Origin of the sequence: Pseudomonas sp. UBA1879, from assembly GCF_002338065.1 — a bacterium.
Classification (GTDB): domain Bacteria; phylum Pseudomonadota; class Gammaproteobacteria; order Pseudomonadales; family Pseudomonadaceae; genus Aquipseudomonas.
Map to the genome: position 1 here is coordinate 247,363 of NZ_DDHJ01000013.1, position 16,000 is coordinate 263,362.

A 16,000-nucleotide genomic window follows, 5' to 3' on the forward strand; every position below is an offset into this window, starting at 1 on the left:
GCGAGAGCCGCGCTGGGCCAGGGATGGCCCTTCGCGGCGGGCCCACGGAGTGTCGCCGGAGAGAGGGAACCCTGACGAAGTCAGGGCCAAACCAGGAGCAAATGGTTTTGGTTACTTTTCCCGAAAGAAAAGTGACCCGCTGTAAGAGCGGAACCGATATCAGCATCACCCCGATACCGGATATACACACACCCTCAAGAACGAACCACTGCGGCAACGCGCACACCACCTACCCCGGCAACCTCACGGTCTGCTTCGCCCCTGTAAACAACCCCCACGTCGACATGAACAACGCCGCAATCATCGGCCCGATCACAAACCCGTTCAGCCCGAACACCGCCATCCCGCCCAGCGTCGAAATCAGAATCAGGTAATCCGGCATTCGCGTGTCCTTGCCTACCAGAATCGGCCGCAGCACGTTGTCCACCAGACCGATCACGAACACCCCGAACAACCCCAACACCACGCCTTGCCAGATCATTCCACTGAGCAGGAAGTAGGCCGCCACCGGCGCCCAGACAATTCCGGCCCCTACCGCTGGCAGCAGCGACAGAAAGGCCATCGCCACCGCCCAGAGCAATGCGCTCGGAATATCCAACACCCAGAAAATCAAACCACCCAATGCCCCTTGGGTGATCGCCACCACCACGTTGCCCTTGACCGTCGCGCGTACTACGCGGGTGAACTTCAATTGCAGACGGCGTTTTTGCGGTTCAGCCAACGGCACCGCGATGCGAATCCGCCGAGTGAGGTCCTGCCCATCGCGCAGAAAGAAAAACAGCAGGTACAGCATGATGAAGAAGCTCACCACAAAATCGAACGTGCCTTGCCCGAAGCTGAATGCCTGAGTCGCCAAGTACTGACTGCCCTGCATTGCGGTCTTTGAAATCTTGTCCTGCAGGCCTTTGAAATCGCCCATGCCCAGCCGGTCGAGCCAATGCTGCATCGACGTCGGCAGCAGCGCCTTGAATTCCGCGAGGTATTTGGGAATGTCGAGCTGGCCGCTTTCGACATTTTTGTAGAGCGCGGCACCCTCCTGGACCATCAGCATGCTGATGATGATCACCGGCAAAATCGCGATCAGCAGGCAGATCATCAGCGTGCACAGCGAGGTCAGGTTGCGTTGCCAGCCAAAGCGCGCCAGCAGGCGGCGTTGCAGCGGTGCGAAGATGATGCCCAGCACCACCGCCCAGAACACCGCGCCATAAAAAGGCAGCAGGATCCAGATGAACGCCAGGGTCACCAAGACCAGCAACAGCATCAGGGTTTTGTTTTGCAGCGAGGTTTCGTTCATGTGCCTTCCACGTCAATAAGCCCTACTGAACGCCGGGCCTAATGATTAGTCCGTCAATCCTCACAGGAGTGCCGACGGAAGCTAGGGATAGCGGAAGTGATCAGCGAAGGGGCCGCGGGCCAGTACAGCCCGCGACTCAGAGGGTCAGATGCGGAATTGCCCCACCAGTTGTCCGAGGCGCTGATTGAGGTCGGTCAGGCTGCGCGAGGTCGTGGCACTGTGACGGGTTTCGTCGGCGACGCTTTCCACCGCCACGGCAATCTGGTGCACGCTGCGGTTGATCTCTTCGGCCACGGCGGTCTGTTCTTCGGCAGCGCTGGCAATCTGCGCGTTCATCGAATTGATGGTGCCGATCAACTGGCCGATGGTGTCCAGCGATGCCCCGGCTTCGTTGGCCCGCGCCGAGGTGCCGTCGCCTGCCTCACTGGAACGGCGCATGGCCGCAACGGCGCCTTGTGTCCCTTGTTGCAGGCGATCGATCATGCCTTGAATCTCTTGCGTGCTTTGTTGGGTGCGGCTGGCCAGTGCGCGGACCTCATCGGCCACCACCGCGAACCCTCGGCCGGCCTCCCCGGCCCGCGCCGCTTCGATGGCCGCGTTAAGCGCCAGCAGATTGGTCTGCTCGGCAATGGAGCGAATCACGCCCAGCACGCCGACGATGGAGGTCACGTCGTTCTGCAGGCTGTCCAGCGAGGCACCGCTGTGGCGAATGTCATTCACCAGGGCGTGAATCTGTTCAATGCTGCCATCGACCACGCGCTTGGCGGTCTGGCCTTCCTGGTCTGTCTGCTGCGCGGCCACAGACGCGCCTTGTGCGCTCTTCGCGACTTCCTGCGCGGCCGCCGACATTTGATTGATCGCGGTCGCCACCTGATCGGTCTCATGACGCTGACGCTCCATCGCCTGTTCGGAGCGCTGTGCCTGGTGAGTAACTTCGCCGACAAGGCCGGTCAGTTGCGCCGTCATCTCGGCGATCTGCCGTACCAGGCCATGAATCTTGTCGACGAAGCGGTTGAACGAGCCCGCCAGTTCACCGAGTTCGTCCTGTGAGGTCACGGCCAGGCGACGGGTAAGGTCACCCTCGCCTGCTGCGATGTCGTCCAGGTTGGCCTTCATCAGACGCAGCGGCCGCAGGATGCCGCCAGCCATCCAGACGCCGATCACGGCAATGATCAACAGCACCAACACAGCGATGCCAATGATGCTCATCAGCATGCCTTCCATGCGTTCGGTCACGGCCTCGCGGACTTCGGCGACCTTGGCGTCGATGTTGTCCAGATTGACCGACGAACCCACCGCCATGTCCCACTTGGCGAGGTATTCGGTGTAGCCGAGCTTGGGCACCAGCTCGCTGGAACCGGGCAGTGCCGAGGAGTATTCGAGGAAATGGGTGCCTGCTTTGGCGACCTCCACCAGGCCGCTGTTGACATAGACGCCGTTGGGGTCGCGCACGTCCTTGAAGGCCTTGCCAATGCCGTCAGGGCTGTCGCCTTTGAACAGGCGCACGATCTGCGAGTCGTAACCGAAGAAATAACCGTCCTTGGCGTACTTGACCTGCGAGAGCATTTTGATGACTTGGGCGCGGGCTTCCATGTCACCCGGCGCGGAGGCGTCATAGAGCGGTTTGATCGTCCCCAGCGCCACTGCAACATTGCTCTGCAGCGTCGCCTTGGCCTCTGCCAGCAAGCGCTGCCGGGTTTCCTCGACCTCTCGGTTCGCCTGCTCGCGCAACATGAACACGGTGCTGACGCTGATGATCAGCGCGAACAGCAACACAGGCAGGACGGCCAGGGAGAGAACTTTGGCTTTCAGATTTAGCCGCATGGGTATCGTGACCTTTTATTATTGTGCGTTTCGCCATCAGGCTCCTTTTGGGTTAACGGCGCGGTGCGTCGAAAGTTGAGGTCACGACGGCCACCAATCGCTCAATGGACGTCCGGTTGAGCCGCGTGTCGCTCGGGCAGAGCGATGCGCACTTGCAAGCCGCCCAATGGACTGTCGAGCAACTGCAGTTCGCCCCCCCACGCTTCGACGATGTCCTTGACGATACCCAATCCCAACCCGTGCCCGTTTACATGCTCATCGAGGCGATTGCCACGGCCCAGCATCTCGACCCGTTGCGCCGCCGGAATGCCTGGGCCGTCGTCGTCAATCAGCACGACGTATTGCCCCTGCGCGTGGCTGATCGTCAAGCGCACCACGGCGTCGGCCCATTTGCAGGCGTTGTCCAGCAGATTGCCGAGCAGTTCCAGAATGTCTTCGCGGTCCCACGGCAGCACAAGTCCCGGCGCAACGAGGCTATCCAGCGCCAGATGTTGGCCGTGGATCATTCGCAGGGTGGAAAAAAGCCCCGGCAGTTCAGCATCGCAGTCGAATCGCACACCGGGCAGGGCATCGCCTGACAGACGTGCGCGATTCAACTCACGCTCCAGGCGCTGCTGAATCTGCTGCAGTTGCTCGCGCAGGGTCGCGCGCACGTCCGGGAAGGCCTCGAGCTTCTCCCCCTCCGTGAGGCTCATCAGCACCGCCAGCGGGGTCTTCAGGGCATGGCCAAGGTTGCCCAGCGCATTGCGTGACCGTTTGAGGCTGTCTTCGGTATGGGCCAAGAGGTGATTGATTTGCGCGACCAGCGGCTCCAGCTCCAGCGGCACCGCTTGATCCAGTTGCGAGCGCTGACCCTGTTGCAACTGAAAAATCTGCGTCCGGGCGGTGTCCAGCGGACGCAAAGCCCGGCGCACCGTGACCCGTTGCAGGAGGAGGATCAACACCAGCGCCGCCAGTCCCAGGCCCAGGCCAATGCGCTGCACTCGCGCGAAGCTGGCCTGCACCGGGGTGTAGTCCTGGGCGACGGTGATGGAAATTTTCTGACCGAACTTGCGGTATTCCGAGTGCAGCAACAACAGCGACTGGTTGCTTTTCTCCAGTTCGAAATTGGCGTGCAGGCCTGGCTGGTCGGGCTGCGGCAGCTCAAGGTCCCAGAGAGATCGCGAGCGCCAGTGCCCGCCGTTGAAATCGATACGGAAATAATGACCGGAGTAAGGCCGCTGATAGCCAGGAGACAGCCGCTGTTCATCCAGTTGCAGGCCGTCGGGCCCTCGCACGATGGCGACCAGCAGCAATTCCGCATCATTGCGCAGCCCGGATTCCAGATAGCGTTGCAGGCCGACTTCAAACAGCCAAAGACTGACCTGCGCCAACACCAGCCCGACGATGAGCAAGACGCCAATCAGGCCAAGGCTCAAACGCCGTTGTATCGACCTCACCCGCCCGTACCGCCGAATCGATAGCCTTGGCCGCGCCGGGTTTCAACCACCGCTCGCCCCAGCTTGCGTCGCAGGTGATTGACGTGCACCTCGATAACGTTGGAATCGCGCTCGTTTTCGCCGTCGTATAAATGTTCCGCCAAGTGGCTTTTGGACAGGATCTGTTCCGGGTGCAGCATGAAATAACGCAGTAACCGAAACTCGGCGGCGGTGAGCTGAATGTCTTCGCCGTCGCGACTCACGGACTGACGCCCCTCATCCAGATGCAGCCCCGCTGCTTCAAGTTTCGGCTGATTGGCCAGCCCACGGGCGCGGCGCAGCAGCGCCTGAATGCGCAGTTGCAGTTCTTCAGGATGAAACGGTTTGGTCAGGTAGTCATCGGCGCCGGCCTTGAGGCCTTCGATCCGCTCGGCCCAGGAGCCCCGCGCCGTCAGGATCAGCACCGGCGTGGCCAAGCCCTCTGCGCGCCACTTCTGCAAGACGTCGAGCCCGGAAAGGCCCGGCAATCCCAGATCCAGCACGATCAGGTCATAGGGCTCACTGGCCCCTTGGTGAACGGCGTCACGCCCGTCGGCCAGCCAATCCACCGCGTACCCCTGTCGGTTCAGCGCGCCGACCAGTTCGTCCGCCAGGGGCACGTTGTCTTCAACCAATAACAGGCGCATCAATCATCTTCCTTGTCTTCCAGCAAACGGCTGTCGCGGGCATCGAACTTCAACTCGCGAACCACGTGATCCGATGTCAGCAGCTCGATTTCGTAGACCAACACGTCGTGTTTCTCTTCCAGCTCCGCTTCGAGAAGCTTCGAGCCGGGGTAGCGTCCCAAGGCCTGTTCGATGAACTGCTCCAGCGGCAGAATGACACCCTGTTGCCGAAGGGCGAGGGCTTCATCCTGATCCAGATCCCGCGCATTACATACCGTGCAGGCCATGACGGCACAGGTTGCAACCACGCAGTGGACGAACCGCTTAAAGGGACGCTTACCGGGGATCATCAGCTGTCCTGATGGTCTTTGAGTACCTGGCCGTTCGTGGCATCAAGCTCGACATCCCACTCAACGCCTTTCGCGTCGCGCAGCTCGACCTGATAAACGTATTTGCCATATTCCTGTTCCAGTTCAGTCTCGGTGACGGTCGCACCCGGGTGCTTGGCCAGCGCGGCGGCATTGAGTTTTTCGAAAGATTGAATAGTACCTGCATCGCGCAGCCGCAACGCTTCGTCCGGACCCAAATCTTTGGCCTGAACATAACCGGCGGTGGCAGCGAGGGCAGAAGCGGCAAAAAAGGCAGTAAACAGTTTCATGGTGAATCTCCGTTGTGATCGTCCAGTTGACGGAAACAACGATAACGAAGCCAACTTAATTGAAGCTGAAATCTGCGGCCACCTGCCATCATGTTTGGCACAACGCCCACTTTCAGCGCGCACGTCAGTGGATATACTTCGCCTCTGTTTATCCCTGGAGTGCCCATGAGCGCCATTCAGATCAAGACGCGTGCGCTGACCATCAAGGCCGGACAACGGGCGCTCGCCCGTATTCGTGACCACGGATTGGCCCCTGCAGACGTGGGCATCATTCCGGGCGCGGCAGGCGGGCCAAAGGCGCTGGGCATTCAAGGACTGGACCTGGCCCTGTTCGGCGAATGGCTGCCACGCGTCGAGCGGGAGCGCTCGCTGATCGGCGCCTCTATCGGTTCCTGGCGGTTCGCCAGTGCCTGTTTGCCAGACCCGGTGGAGGGCCTTGAACGACTTGGCCAACTCTACAACGAACAAAGCTTCGCCAAGGGCGTGACCATGGCCGAGGTCACGCGCAGCTGCGTGAAGATGCTCGACGATCTGTTGCAAGGGCGCGATGCCAGTGTGCTGAACAACGCGCATTACCGGCTCAACGTCATGATCGTGAAAAGCCATGGCCTGCTGGCGTTGGACCATCGCGGTGGATTGGGCCTGGGCCTGGGTTCGGTGATCGCCAATAACCTAGTGGGGCGTGCACGGTTGTCGCGGCATTTCGAGCGGCTGATTCTGCACGATGCCCGCCTCGCCCCGCCGCTGTCGGCGCTGAAGGATTTCCCCTCCCGCTGCGTGCCGCTCGATGTGTCGAATCTGCGTCAGGCGTTGCTGGCCTCGGGGTCGATTCCAATGGTGATGCAAGGCGTGACGGACATTCCAGGTGTCGGCCCAGGCACGTTCCGCGACGGTGGTTTGCTGGACTATCATCTCGACCTGCCCTACAGCGGCAGTGACATCGTGCTGTACCCGCATTTCACCGACAAAATCATTCCTGGCTGGTTCGACAAGACCTTGCCTTGGCGACGCGGCGATCTGGGGCGCTTGCAGGACGTCGTTCTTTTGGCCCCGTCTCGTGACTATCTGGCAAGCCTGCCATTTGGGAAACTGCCGGACCGCAGCGATTTCAAGCGCTTCCTCGGCAAAGACGCGGAACGCCAGCGCTATTGGCGAACAGCGATGGAACAAAGCCAACGCCTCGGCGATGAGTTCATCGATCTGGTGGACAGTGGACGCCTGGCCGGGCGGTTGGAAACGTTGGTCTGAACCGGCGGTTTTCAACCAGCCGGTCAGGTTTCGCCGATGCCTCGACAAACCATTGCTGATAAACTCGCCACCTGCATTTTTTCGCTCAGGCGATCGCCACCTTTCAAGGCTCTCAATACCGTGGAAATCTTCAAGGAATTTACGTTCGAATCGGCCCACCGCCTCCCCCACGTCCCGGAGGGCCACAAGTGCGGGCGTCTGCACGGCCACTCGTTTCGGGTCGCGATTTACCTGCAGGGCGAGCCCGATCCACACACCGGCTGGATCCGCGACTTCTCCGAGATCAAGACGATCTTCAAGCCGCTGTACGAGCGTCTGGATCACAACTACCTGAACGACATTCCCGGTCTGGAAAACCCGACCAGCGAAGTGCTGGTGAAGTGGATCTGGAATGAACTGAAGCCGCTGCTGCCGGAATTGTCGGCCATTCGCATTCATGAAACCTGCACCAGTGGGTGTGTGTATCGCGGCGATTGATCGCCCGCAGCATCAGGCCGTGATGCGTGCAGACGGTGTCCGGATCGTCGCCGTGGGCATGCATCACTGCTAAATCAGAACCGGTAGTTCAGCGCCAGCGTGGACAGCACGGTGCGGCTGGCCTGTGAGCCTGCCTTGCCGCCCACCCGATAACGTTCACCTTCATCCCGATCGTCGATCAGCGTGCTGCCCTTGCTTTCGGCATAGGTCTGATAGTCGATGCCTGCCTTGATCGAAAGTTGCGGGCTGGCGCGGTATGACAGCCCCAGCGCAACGCTTTGCATCCTGCCGCGATTACCGTTGTTACCGGTGAAGGTCGTCAGGCGCAAATGGTGCTGGTCGTAGTCCCGAGCCTTCACCCACTGGCTGTATTTGAAACGGCCTTCCAGTGTCCAATTCTCGTGGCTATAGAGCCCGACCAGACCCACGTACGGGGTGTCGAACCGCTGCTCGTAGCTGATGACTTTCAATTCAGCGGGCAGGTTGCCGGATAAATCGCGGAAGTCGTCGTCCGATGAATACGTGAATTGCCCGCCTTTGGCTTCCCAGCCTAACTCGCTGCGCTGATAACCGAGCATCGCGCCTAGCGCGAAATCATTCCGGTTGAGTGCCCAGACGGTCGCCGCCAACTCGGCCTGCCAGGCTTTTTCGACTTTAGTGTCAGGGTGGTCGGAATAGTGGGTCCAAGGCTCATCCTCGCCATCGAGCCAGTCGTAATCCTTCATATGGCTACGGCCCTTGCCCATTTGCGTCCAGCCTCGGGCGTCCAGCGACAGCCACTCGGCGGGGTGAAAGGTCACCCCCAGATGCAAGGTGGGAATCTGCTTGAGATCCCAATTAAGCTGACTGAGCTTTTCACCTTCGTCATAGACTTTTTCCTTGGACTGACCGTTGAGCAGGCCCAGGCCCATGCTTACTTCAACATCGCCTACGCTGAACCGCTGCTCCTGGTTTACGTGGGCATGTGCCAACGCCTCCTGTCCCATTACCACCACGCCAAACAACGCCCACGCCTTTCGTACCGTCATCGATCCATCCATGCCTTTTTATTGGAAGAATGCCCGCTGTCCGCAGCACCTCCAGCGAGCGGCGAAAGGATGAACGTGATAGCAGGACGTTTCTGCCAGCTGATGCGTATCAACGCGTGTGAAAGATAAACGCGGGGGCGAGGAAATTACCTACAAGAATCGCTGCTTGAGAAAGATCATTGCGCACTGCCGCACGTGTGGGAGCCGGCTTGCTGCGGGCCGCGATCGGACCAGAGTGTGTAAAAACGTCGCGAGCGAAGATGAGGCAAGGCAAAAACAGGCGAAAAACGGCCGGGGTCGCGACTGACTCTAGGTGTTCTAAATGAGCATATTCCGCCTGTTTTTAACGCAGCATCATCGAGCACAGTAGTTTTTACACAGTCTGGGACGAACGCGGTGAATCAGCGACGATGATGTCGACTGACACGCCGCCTTCGCCAGCAAGCCGGCTCCCACAAGGGTCATGCCTGGGTCATAACATCTGCACCGACGTCATATCGTGGGAGCCGGCTCGCTGGCGAATGCGGTTTGCCAACGAGCATAGAACCTCCCTCAGTAAATAGAGGGATGGCGGAACTGTGTGGCCGGCGCACGTCCGCCACTAGGGTCACTCAACCAACGGCACCCAGATCGCGATCCGGGGCCACATAAAAAAGGGCCGCCCGCGTTCACGGGCAGCCCTTGTCAGCAAAGCTACCGGCGGTTACGCCAGGCTTTTGCTCACCACTTCATACACATCCGGCGACAGCTGCCCGGAGGCGCGGATGCGCTCCAGTTCACCTTTCATCAGCGCTTGACGCTGGTCGTCGTACTTGCGCCAGCGAGTCAGCGGCGCCAGTTGGCGCGACGCGATCTGTGGGTTGAAGCCGTTCAGCTCGATGACCAGATCCGCCAGGAAGCGATAGCCTGAGCCGTCTGCCGCGTGGAAGTTGATCAGGTTCTGCCCCGCAAATGCACCGATCAACGCACGCACCTTGTTCGGGTTCTTCAGGGTGAAGGCCGGGTGCTGCATCAACGCTTTCACCCGCTCCAGACCGCCCGGCAAGGTGCTGCCCGCCTGCACGCTGAACCACTGATCCATGACCAGCGCGTTGTCCTTGAAGTTCTCGGCGAACACCGCCAGCGCCTTGGCCTTCTCGTCTTCGAAGGGCGAGTTGACCAGCACAGCCAGCGCGGTCAGGCGCTCGGTCATGTTGTCAGCGCTGTCGAATTGCTCGATGGCTGCCGCCAACACTTCCGGCTTGCCAGTGAGCATCAGGTACGACAATGCGATGTTCTGCAAGGCGCGACGGGCAAAGTGCTCGGATTCAGCCACGTAAGGCGTGTTTCGCGACACCTCGCGGTTGGCCTGATAACGCTTCCACAGCGCATCGTTCAGCTGCGTGGCCAACTGCAGGCGCGCGAACTCACGGGCCGCGTGAATCGCCTCGACATCGGCCACCTCGCTGATTTCGGTGAGGTACGCCTCACCCGGCAACGACAGCATTTCTGCGACCATCGCCTGATCCAGAGACTCGTCGGCCAGCACGGTGCCCAGCGCGGTGATCAAACGCTGATCCAGCACCAGCGACTCGCCCTTCTGATGCTGAGCGATCAATTCCTGCAACACTTGAACCGATAGTTGCTGACCCGCGTCCCAGCGGTTGAAGCCATCGCTGTCGTGCTGCATCAGGAACATCAGCTGGTCGCGGTTGTACGGGAAGCTGAGTTTCACCGGCGCCGAGAACCCGCGCAGCAGCGACGGCAATGGCTGCTCGGCGATGTCGACGAAGGTGAAGGTCTGTTCGGCTTCGGTCACGGCAATCGCCCGCGAAGTGCCCGACGCTGAGGACTCATCCTGCAAACGCAGCGGAATTTCCTGACCTTGTTTGTCGAGCAGGCCCAGCGACACCGGAATCACGAATGGCTGCTTCGTTTCGCCTGGCTGACCTGGCGTGGTCGGTGCGCTTTGGCGGAAGGTCAGGCTGTAGGTATTGGCTGCGGCGTCATACGACTCGCTCACTGCCAGACGTGGCGTGCCTGCCTGCGAGTACCAGCGCTTGAACTGGGTCAGGTCGATGCCGTTGGCATCTTCCATGGCCTTGACGAAGTCATCGCAGGTCACAGCCTGGCCGTCGTGGCGCTCGAAGTACAGGTCGCTGCCCTTGCGGAAGCCGTCGGCGCCCAACAGGGTGTGGATCATGCCGACCACTTCCGAGCCCTTTTCGTACACGGTCAGGGTGTAGAAGTTGGAAATCTCGATGAAGCTGTCCGGGCGCACCGCATGGGCCATGGGGCCGGCGTCTTCGGCGAACTGGTGGGTGCGCAGATAGGCGACGTCCTGGATGCGCTTGACCGTGGCCGAGTTCATGTCGGCGGAGAAGCCGGAATCGCGGAACACGGTGAAACCTTCCTTGAGCGACAGCTGGAACCAGTCGCGGCAGGTCACACGGTTGCCCGACCAGTTGTGGAAGTATTCGTGGGCGACGATGGCTTCGACCCGCTGGTGGGCGGCGTCGGTCGCGGTTTCAGCGCGGGCCAGCACGGCGCTGGAGTTGAAGATGTTGAGGCCCTTGTTTTCCATGGCGCCCATGTTGAAATCGTTGACTGCAACGATCATGAAGATATCCAGATCGTATTCGCGGCCGTAGACCTCTTCGTCCCAGCGCATGGATTTCTTCAGGCTGTCCATGGCGTGCTGGCACTTGTCGATGTTTTCCTGCTCGACGTAGATGCGCAGCGTGACCTTGCGGTCGGTCATGGTGGTGAAGGTGTCTTCGATGCACCACAGGTCACCGGCCACCAGCGCGAACAGGTAGGCCGGCTTCTTGAACGGGTCTTCCCAAGTGATCCAGTGACGCCCGTCTTCGGAAGGGCCTGCCTCGATCGGGTTGCCGTTGGACAGCAGGATCGGAAAGTCCTGTTTGTCGGCGATCACGGTCGTGGTGAAGCTGCTCATCACGTCCGGGCGGTCGAGGTAATAGGTGATCTTGCGGAAACCTTCGGCTTCGCATTGGGTGCAGAACATGCCGCTGGACTTGTACAGGCCTTCCAGCGCGGTGTTGGTTTCCGGGTGGATCTTCACGCTGGTGTCCAGGGTGAAGGTCTCGGATTTGGGGTGGACAGTCAGGTTGTCCGGGGTCAGCTCGTAGTCACCCGCTGTCAGGTCCACGTCGGCGAGCTTGACCGAGAGCAGCTCCAGCAACTGACCATCCAGAACCAACGGCGGCAAGCCTGCGCCCCTTTCTGGATTGCGGCGCATGACCAGTTGTGCATGCACCAGCGTGTGGTCGTCGAACAATTCGAAGGTCAGGTGCGTCTCGTCGATGAGGTACTCAGGCGCCTGATAATCCTTCAGGTAGATCATTTTTGGCTGTTCGGTGCGCATGATGCTGTCCTTAGTGATGCACGGCGAGTTGATACGCCGTGTACTTGCGAATGTTGATCACGCCAGTGTCGAAGATCAGGTATTGACCCTTGATGCCCAACAATGTGCCTTCGGCGATGGGGTCTTTGTCCAGATTGAAGCTGACGATCTTGGTTGGATACGCCTCGACCGGGTAGTGGATCTGGATCGGTTCGACATCATTGAGCAACTGAATGGCCTGCAGACCGAAACGCGCTTGCAAAGACGCCAGACCCTCGGCGCAGCTGTCGAACAATTGCTGACGAATGGCCGCGAGGTCAACCGCAGGCGCATCGCCCTTGAGCAATGCGCGCCAATTGGTGCGGTCGGCCACCTGGCTGCGAAACAGGTCTTCGACGAAACCGGACTGCTGACGCGTGGTCACGCGTACGATTGGCAGCGCCTGACTGGCGCCCTGATCGAGCCAGCGGGTCGGCAGTTGCGTGGCGCGGGTGATGCCGACTTTCACGCCCGACGAATTGGCCAGATAGACCACATGGTCGGTCATGCAGAATTGCGTGCCCCACTCCGGATCACGGCAGGTGCCATGCTCGTGGTGGCATTTTTCCGGGCTCATGATGCAGATGTCACACTGCGCCAGCTTCTGCATGCAGGGGTAGCAGTAGCCCTGGCTGAAGCTGGTCTTGGTCCGACGACCGCAATGACTGCAATGGATGGCGCCGAGGTACTCCAGGCGCACGGTCTTGCCGATCAATGGGTTGACCGGGATTTCCGAGTCGCCCAGACGAAACGCGTATTCCACCCGCGTCGCATCGAGCCGCGCGGACATCTTGTTGACGGAACCTCGACCCATTTCAATCAATGGATGGCATCCGATTTGAAGAGAATATTCGGCACAGGCGCCGATTTGGACGCACATTCCTGCGGGCCCATATAGCCGATGCGCTGCTCTTCGGGGACGTTGCGCACTTCCCAGGCAATCAGCGCCTGCAGCGACAGTTCACGTTGTTCCTGGGTCAGCTTGCGGCCATCGGACCATTTGCCGATTTCCACGGCGAGTTTCAGGCTTTCGTAGATGTCCGGGGTGATGTTTTCGATCATTTCGACAAAAGACGACATTGGGTTCTCCCAGAATTAAGCGGGCGATTTTAATGTGTCCGGCGCGCCAATGCACCGCCCACGAGACCTGTTGCACAACCGATGATCAGCCCGCCGACGTGGGCGCCATTGGCGATTTCGCCAAACCCCAGCAGACTGACCAGCCCGGACATGCACAGCACCAACCACGCCAGCATCATCACCAGCACCCCACGGGGCAGGCGATACATGGGGTTGGGCGCCATCAATTGAAAGATCCAGCAGTGACCGAGCAGCGCATACAGCACGCCGGACAGGCCGCCGAACAGACTCGGCCCGCTCCAGACATACTGGCCGTAGTTGGAAAACGCGCTGAACGCGAGGGTCAGGCCGAGCAACTGCCAACTGCCTTGACGCATTTCGATACGTCGCCCCAGCTCCCAGAACCACAGGGCATTCATGACCAGATGCAGGATGCCGAAGTGGATCAGCATCGGTGAGACGACCCGCCACCACTGCCCCGCCGCCAGCGTGACGCTGACCGGGGTGAACGTCACGTAATCACCGCTGACGCGGAAATCGTTGAAGGTCAGCCAGCTCAGCGCCTCGTAGTTGTCGCCCAGCAGGGTCACCCCGGCGACGATCAGGCACAACAGCAAGACGACACTGGTCACCGGGCTGCTGCGCACTTGCACCAAAGGACTGGGGCGTGTCAGCGCCACCACTTCGCGGCCGGGCGGCAGTTGCGCGGTGGGGTCGCCTTCGGGGTATTGCTGATACAGCAGGCGCACGTCGTCGGCCAGTTGAGGCGCGTCGGGCACCCAAAGCACTTGCTGGCCGGCCTCTTCGCTGACTCGATGCGGCACGTTGAGGCGCCGCAGCAATTCGACGAAACCGCTCAGGTCGGTGTTCAAGGGCAGTCGCAAAACGGCGACCGGGTTCATGGGGTCATGCTCATTACGCAAGGCTCATTGAGAGATTTCTGGCCGCTTGACGTCGACCCAGACGAACTTGTTCGGGTCGATGCGGGTTTCTTGATCGAGTCGGTAGGCCACCAGCTTGCCGTACAGCACGGCGCTGTAATCCAGGCACGCCAGATTCGGACGGATCGGCGCGGGCACGCCGCTGCGCCAGTAGTGACCGACGAACAGCAGCGGCTCATCGACGCCATAGCGCAGCAAGGCGCTTTTCTCGGTATCGGAGAGCGGCCGCTTGGCCACGCGCTCCGGCAAGGCATCGGGCTGAAACACCACGTCGCCGTAGGTTTGCGGGTTGTCTTCCCAGAACTTGGTGCGGAACGAGGCGCGGGTCAGGCCGTCACCGCCGGTCAGCGTCATGCCATGGGGCAAGCGCATGTCGGTGCCACGGAGCAGGCGATCAAACACCGCGCTGGCGAAACTGCCGGGCACGGCCGAGGCCTGCACGAACGCCTGATCGACACGGCCGTCGCCGTGGGCACTGCGCAGCGGCTCGATCAGGCTAGCGTCCCAACAGGCGTGGACCAGCCGGAAACGCTCGGCATCGATGAACAGTGGCAGTTCGTAGAACCAGTTGAGAAAGTCGTGCCAGTCACCGGGGTGCCCCTCGAATTGCGCGAGGGTTTCACCGAGCAAACGGGCGTGGCGCGGGGTGTGCTCGCGCACGAATTGCTTGCCCGTGTCAGGCGGCGCAGGCGTGCTCCAGCCCAAGGCGTTGAATTCATGGTTGCCCATGATGCAGAACGCCTGACCGGCCATGACCATGTCGTGAACGATGTGCAGCGCCTCGCGAATGCGCGGGCCGCGGTCGATGATGTCGCCGAGGAACAGGGCGATGCGTTCAGGGTGGCGCCAGACGCCGGCCTGAACGCGGTAACCGAGGGTGTCGAGCAAGTGCTCAAGGGTCTGGGCACAACCATGCACGTCACCGATCAGATCGTAGCTACGCGCGGGATCGAGCATCAGTCGCCCCCGCCGCCAAGCCGACTGCCCCAACCGAGTTTGGTCCGGCAGACTTCGTAATAGTTGTGATCGAGGGGGTGAATCAGACGCAGTTTCTGCGGTTTCTTTTTCACGGTCACGGTGTCACCCGGCGCGCAGGTGAAGTGGTTTTGTCCATCGCAGGAGACCTGTGGGTAAATCGTCATGTCCTTTGAGACAACGATTTTCAGCTCACTGTTGCCGTCGACGACGATCGGGCGTCCGGACAGGGTGTGCGGGTACATCGGCACGATGACGATGGCGTCGAGCTTGGGGTGCATGATCGGGCCGCCTGCCGACAGCGCGTAGGCGGTGGAGCCCGTCGGGGTCGCGACAATCAGCCCGTCGGCCTTCTGGCTGCAGACGAACTGGCCATCGATGTAGATCTCGAATTCGATCATCCGCGTGGATTTACCGGGGTGCAGCACCACATCATTGAGCGCGTCGCCCTGACCGATGGCTTCGCCGTGGCGGCGCACTTCGGCTTGCAGCAGGAAGCGGTTTTCCACCAGATAATGGCCGTCCAGCACCTCGGCGACCTTCACTTCCAGCTCATCGGGGCGGATGTCGGTCAGAAAGCCCAGGCTGCCGCGGTTGATCCCCAGCACTGGCACGTTGTGCTTGGCCAGCGCCCGCGCCGCGCCCAACAGGCTGCCGTCACCACCGACGACGATGACCATGTCACAGACTTCGCCCAGCATCTTGCGCGAAGACGTTTGCATCCCGTGCCCTGGCAGGACTTCAGCGATGGCGTCTTCGAGAATCACATGCAGGTGCCGCGACACCAGGAATTTCTTGAGCCGGCGAACGGTCTCCAGCACCTGCGAACTGCCCAGGCGACCGATGATGCCGATATTACGAAATTGCTCCATGGGGCTCCCGCAGGGTTCAGGCACAGAAAGAACGCGATTATGGGCGAAGGGGTCGGGGGCGGCAAATGGGGCATGATCCCATGACCTGTCCTGCACCTGTGAAAGCGAGCCTCCCTTCAAAGGCATTCTGGCAAG

Annotated in this window: 15 protein-coding genes and 1 pseudogene; 2 read left to right on the top strand and 14 right to left on the bottom strand. The window is 60.6% G+C overall.

Translation table 11 applies throughout. The features are described 5' to 3' along the window. Positions 1–229: 229 nt before the first annotated feature. From B3N48_RS13085 to B3N48_RS13110, 7 genes and pseudogenes are all read right to left on the bottom strand, one after another. On the bottom strand, positions 230–1,294 hold the full coding sequence (locus B3N48_RS13085) for an AI-2E family transporter (RefSeq protein WP_296184178.1): 1,065 nt from the start codon (positions 1,292–1,294) through the stop codon (positions 230–232). 144 nt (positions 1,295–1,438) lie between these two features. Further along, on the bottom strand, positions 1,439–2,260 hold the full coding sequence (locus B3N48_RS26905; protein ID WP_414704234.1) for a methyl-accepting chemotaxis protein: 822 nt from the start codon (positions 2,258–2,260) through the stop codon (positions 1,439–1,441). 36 nt (positions 2,261–2,296) lie between these two features. Further along, positions 2,297–3,118, bottom strand: a pseudogene (locus tag B3N48_RS26910) (cache domain-containing protein); the annotation flags it as partial. A 101-nt stretch (positions 3,119–3,219) separates the two neighbouring features. Further along, the gene (locus tag B3N48_RS13095; protein ID WP_296184180.1) at positions 3,220–4,557 is read right to left on the bottom strand and encodes a sensor histidine kinase; all 1,338 of its coding nucleotides are present in this window, start codon (positions 4,555–4,557) and stop codon (positions 3,220–3,222) included. Continuing rightward, positions 4,554–5,222 (bottom strand): response regulator transcription factor, encoded by a 669-nt coding sequence (locus B3N48_RS13100; RefSeq protein ID WP_296184181.1) that lies wholly within the window; start codon positions 5,220–5,222, stop codon positions 4,554–4,556. Before B3N48_RS13100 ends, B3N48_RS13095 begins: the two co-directional genes overlap by 4 nt. Further along, on the bottom strand, positions 5,222–5,488 hold the full coding sequence (locus B3N48_RS13105; protein WP_296184483.1) for a PepSY domain-containing protein: 267 nt from the start codon (positions 5,486–5,488) through the stop codon (positions 5,222–5,224). Before B3N48_RS13105 ends, B3N48_RS13100 begins: the two co-directional genes overlap by 1 nt. Before the next feature lie 62 nt (positions 5,489–5,550). Beyond that, a complete protein-coding gene (locus B3N48_RS13110) occupies positions 5,551–5,859 on the bottom strand; it encodes a PepSY domain-containing protein (RefSeq protein WP_296184182.1) in 309 nt (102 codons plus the stop codon). Positions 5,860–6,024: 165 nt separating this feature from the next. Between B3N48_RS13110 and B3N48_RS13115 the strand changes: the two genes are divergently transcribed. Both B3N48_RS13115 and queD read left to right on the top strand, forming a co-directional pair. Further along, the gene (locus B3N48_RS13115; RefSeq protein WP_296184183.1) at positions 6,025–7,107 is read left to right on the top strand and encodes a patatin-like phospholipase family protein; all 1,083 of its coding nucleotides are present in this window, start codon (positions 6,025–6,027) and stop codon (positions 7,105–7,107) included. A gap of 120 nt (positions 7,108–7,227) precedes the next feature. Continuing rightward, positions 7,228–7,584, top strand: coding sequence for a 6-carboxytetrahydropterin synthase QueD (gene queD, locus B3N48_RS13120; protein ID WP_074755358.1), 357 nt, complete (start codon positions 7,228–7,230; stop codon positions 7,582–7,584). A 74-nt stretch (positions 7,585–7,658) separates the two neighbouring features. Here the strand turns inward: queD and B3N48_RS13125 are convergent, their stop codons facing one another. From B3N48_RS13125 to B3N48_RS13155, 7 genes are all read right to left on the bottom strand, one after another. After that, complete coding sequence (locus B3N48_RS13125; RefSeq protein ID WP_296184184.1) at positions 7,659–8,612, bottom strand: omptin family outer membrane protease; 954 nt, start codon at positions 8,610–8,612, stop codon at positions 7,659–7,661. A gap of 703 nt (positions 8,613–9,315) precedes the next feature. After that, on the bottom strand, positions 9,316–11,979 hold the full coding sequence (gene pepN / locus B3N48_RS13130; protein ID WP_296184185.1) for an aminopeptidase N: 2,664 nt from the start codon (positions 11,977–11,979) through the stop codon (positions 9,316–9,318). Between the two features lie 10 nt (positions 11,980–11,989). Then, the gene (locus B3N48_RS13135) at positions 11,990–12,820 is read right to left on the bottom strand and encodes a DUF2797 domain-containing protein (protein ID WP_296184186.1); all 831 of its coding nucleotides are present in this window, start codon (positions 12,818–12,820) and stop codon (positions 11,990–11,992) included. After that, positions 12,817–13,077: a YeaC family protein gene (locus B3N48_RS13140; protein ID WP_062380693.1), complete on the bottom strand. Its 261-nt coding sequence runs from the start codon at positions 13,075–13,077 to the stop codon at positions 12,817–12,819. The genes B3N48_RS13135 and B3N48_RS13140 overlap by 4 nt, the downstream gene beginning before the upstream one ends. Before the next feature lie 29 nt (positions 13,078–13,106). Further along, positions 13,107–13,979, bottom strand: coding sequence for a rhomboid family intramembrane serine protease (locus B3N48_RS13145; protein WP_296184187.1), 873 nt, complete (start codon positions 13,977–13,979; stop codon positions 13,107–13,109). 24 nt (positions 13,980–14,003) lie between these two features. After that, positions 14,004–14,975, bottom strand: coding sequence for a metallophosphoesterase (locus B3N48_RS13150; protein ID WP_296184188.1), 972 nt, complete (start codon positions 14,973–14,975; stop codon positions 14,004–14,006). Beyond that, positions 14,975–15,865, bottom strand: coding sequence for an NAD(+) kinase (locus B3N48_RS13155; RefSeq protein WP_120127105.1), 891 nt, complete (start codon positions 15,863–15,865; stop codon positions 14,975–14,977). The genes B3N48_RS13150 and B3N48_RS13155 overlap by 1 nt, the downstream gene beginning before the upstream one ends. Positions 15,866–16,000 lie beyond the last annotated feature (135 nt).

What these genes read in the sequence shown, in the direction of transcription:
- B3N48_RS13085 (WP_296184178.1), bottom strand. Translation starts at nt 1,294, where the DNA reads ATGAACGAAACCTCGCTGCAAAACAAAACCCTGATGCTGTTGCTGGTC.
- B3N48_RS26905 (WP_414704234.1), bottom strand. Translation starts at nt 2,260, where the DNA reads ATGACGGCGCAACTGACCGGCCTTGTCGGCGAAGTTACTCACCAGGCA.
- B3N48_RS13100 (WP_296184181.1), bottom strand. Translation starts at nt 5,222, where the DNA reads ATGCGCCTGTTATTGGTTGAAGACAACGTGCCCCTGGCGGACGAACTG.
- B3N48_RS13105 (WP_296184483.1), bottom strand. Translation starts at nt 5,488, where the DNA reads ATGGCCTGCACGGTATGTAATGCGCGGGATCTGGATCAGGATGAAGCC.
- B3N48_RS13110 (WP_296184182.1), bottom strand. Translation starts at nt 5,859, where the DNA reads ATGAAACTGTTTACTGCCTTTTTTGCCGCTTCTGCCCTCGCTGCCACC.
- B3N48_RS13115 (WP_296184183.1), top strand. Translation starts at nt 6,025, where the DNA reads ATGAGCGCCATTCAGATCAAGACGCGTGCGCTGACCATCAAGGCCGGA.
- B3N48_RS13125 (WP_296184184.1), bottom strand. Translation starts at nt 8,612, where the DNA reads ATGACGGTACGAAAGGCGTGGGCGTTGTTTGGCGTGGTGGTAATGGGA.
- pepN (WP_296184185.1), bottom strand. Translation starts at nt 11,979, where the DNA reads ATGCGCACCGAACAGCCAAAAATGATCTACCTGAAGGATTATCAGGCG.
- B3N48_RS13140 (WP_062380693.1), bottom strand. Translation starts at nt 13,077, where the DNA reads ATGTCGTCTTTTGTCGAAATGATCGAAAACATCACCCCGGACATCTAC.
- B3N48_RS13145 (WP_296184187.1), bottom strand. Translation starts at nt 13,979, where the DNA reads ATGAACCCGGTCGCCGTTTTGCGACTGCCCTTGAACACCGACCTGAGC.
- B3N48_RS13150 (WP_296184188.1), bottom strand. Translation starts at nt 14,975, where the DNA reads ATGCTCGATCCCGCGCGTAGCTACGATCTGATCGGTGACGTGCATGGT.
- B3N48_RS13155 (WP_120127105.1), bottom strand. Translation starts at nt 15,865, where the DNA reads ATGGAGCAATTTCGTAATATCGGCATCATCGGTCGCCTGGGCAGTTCG.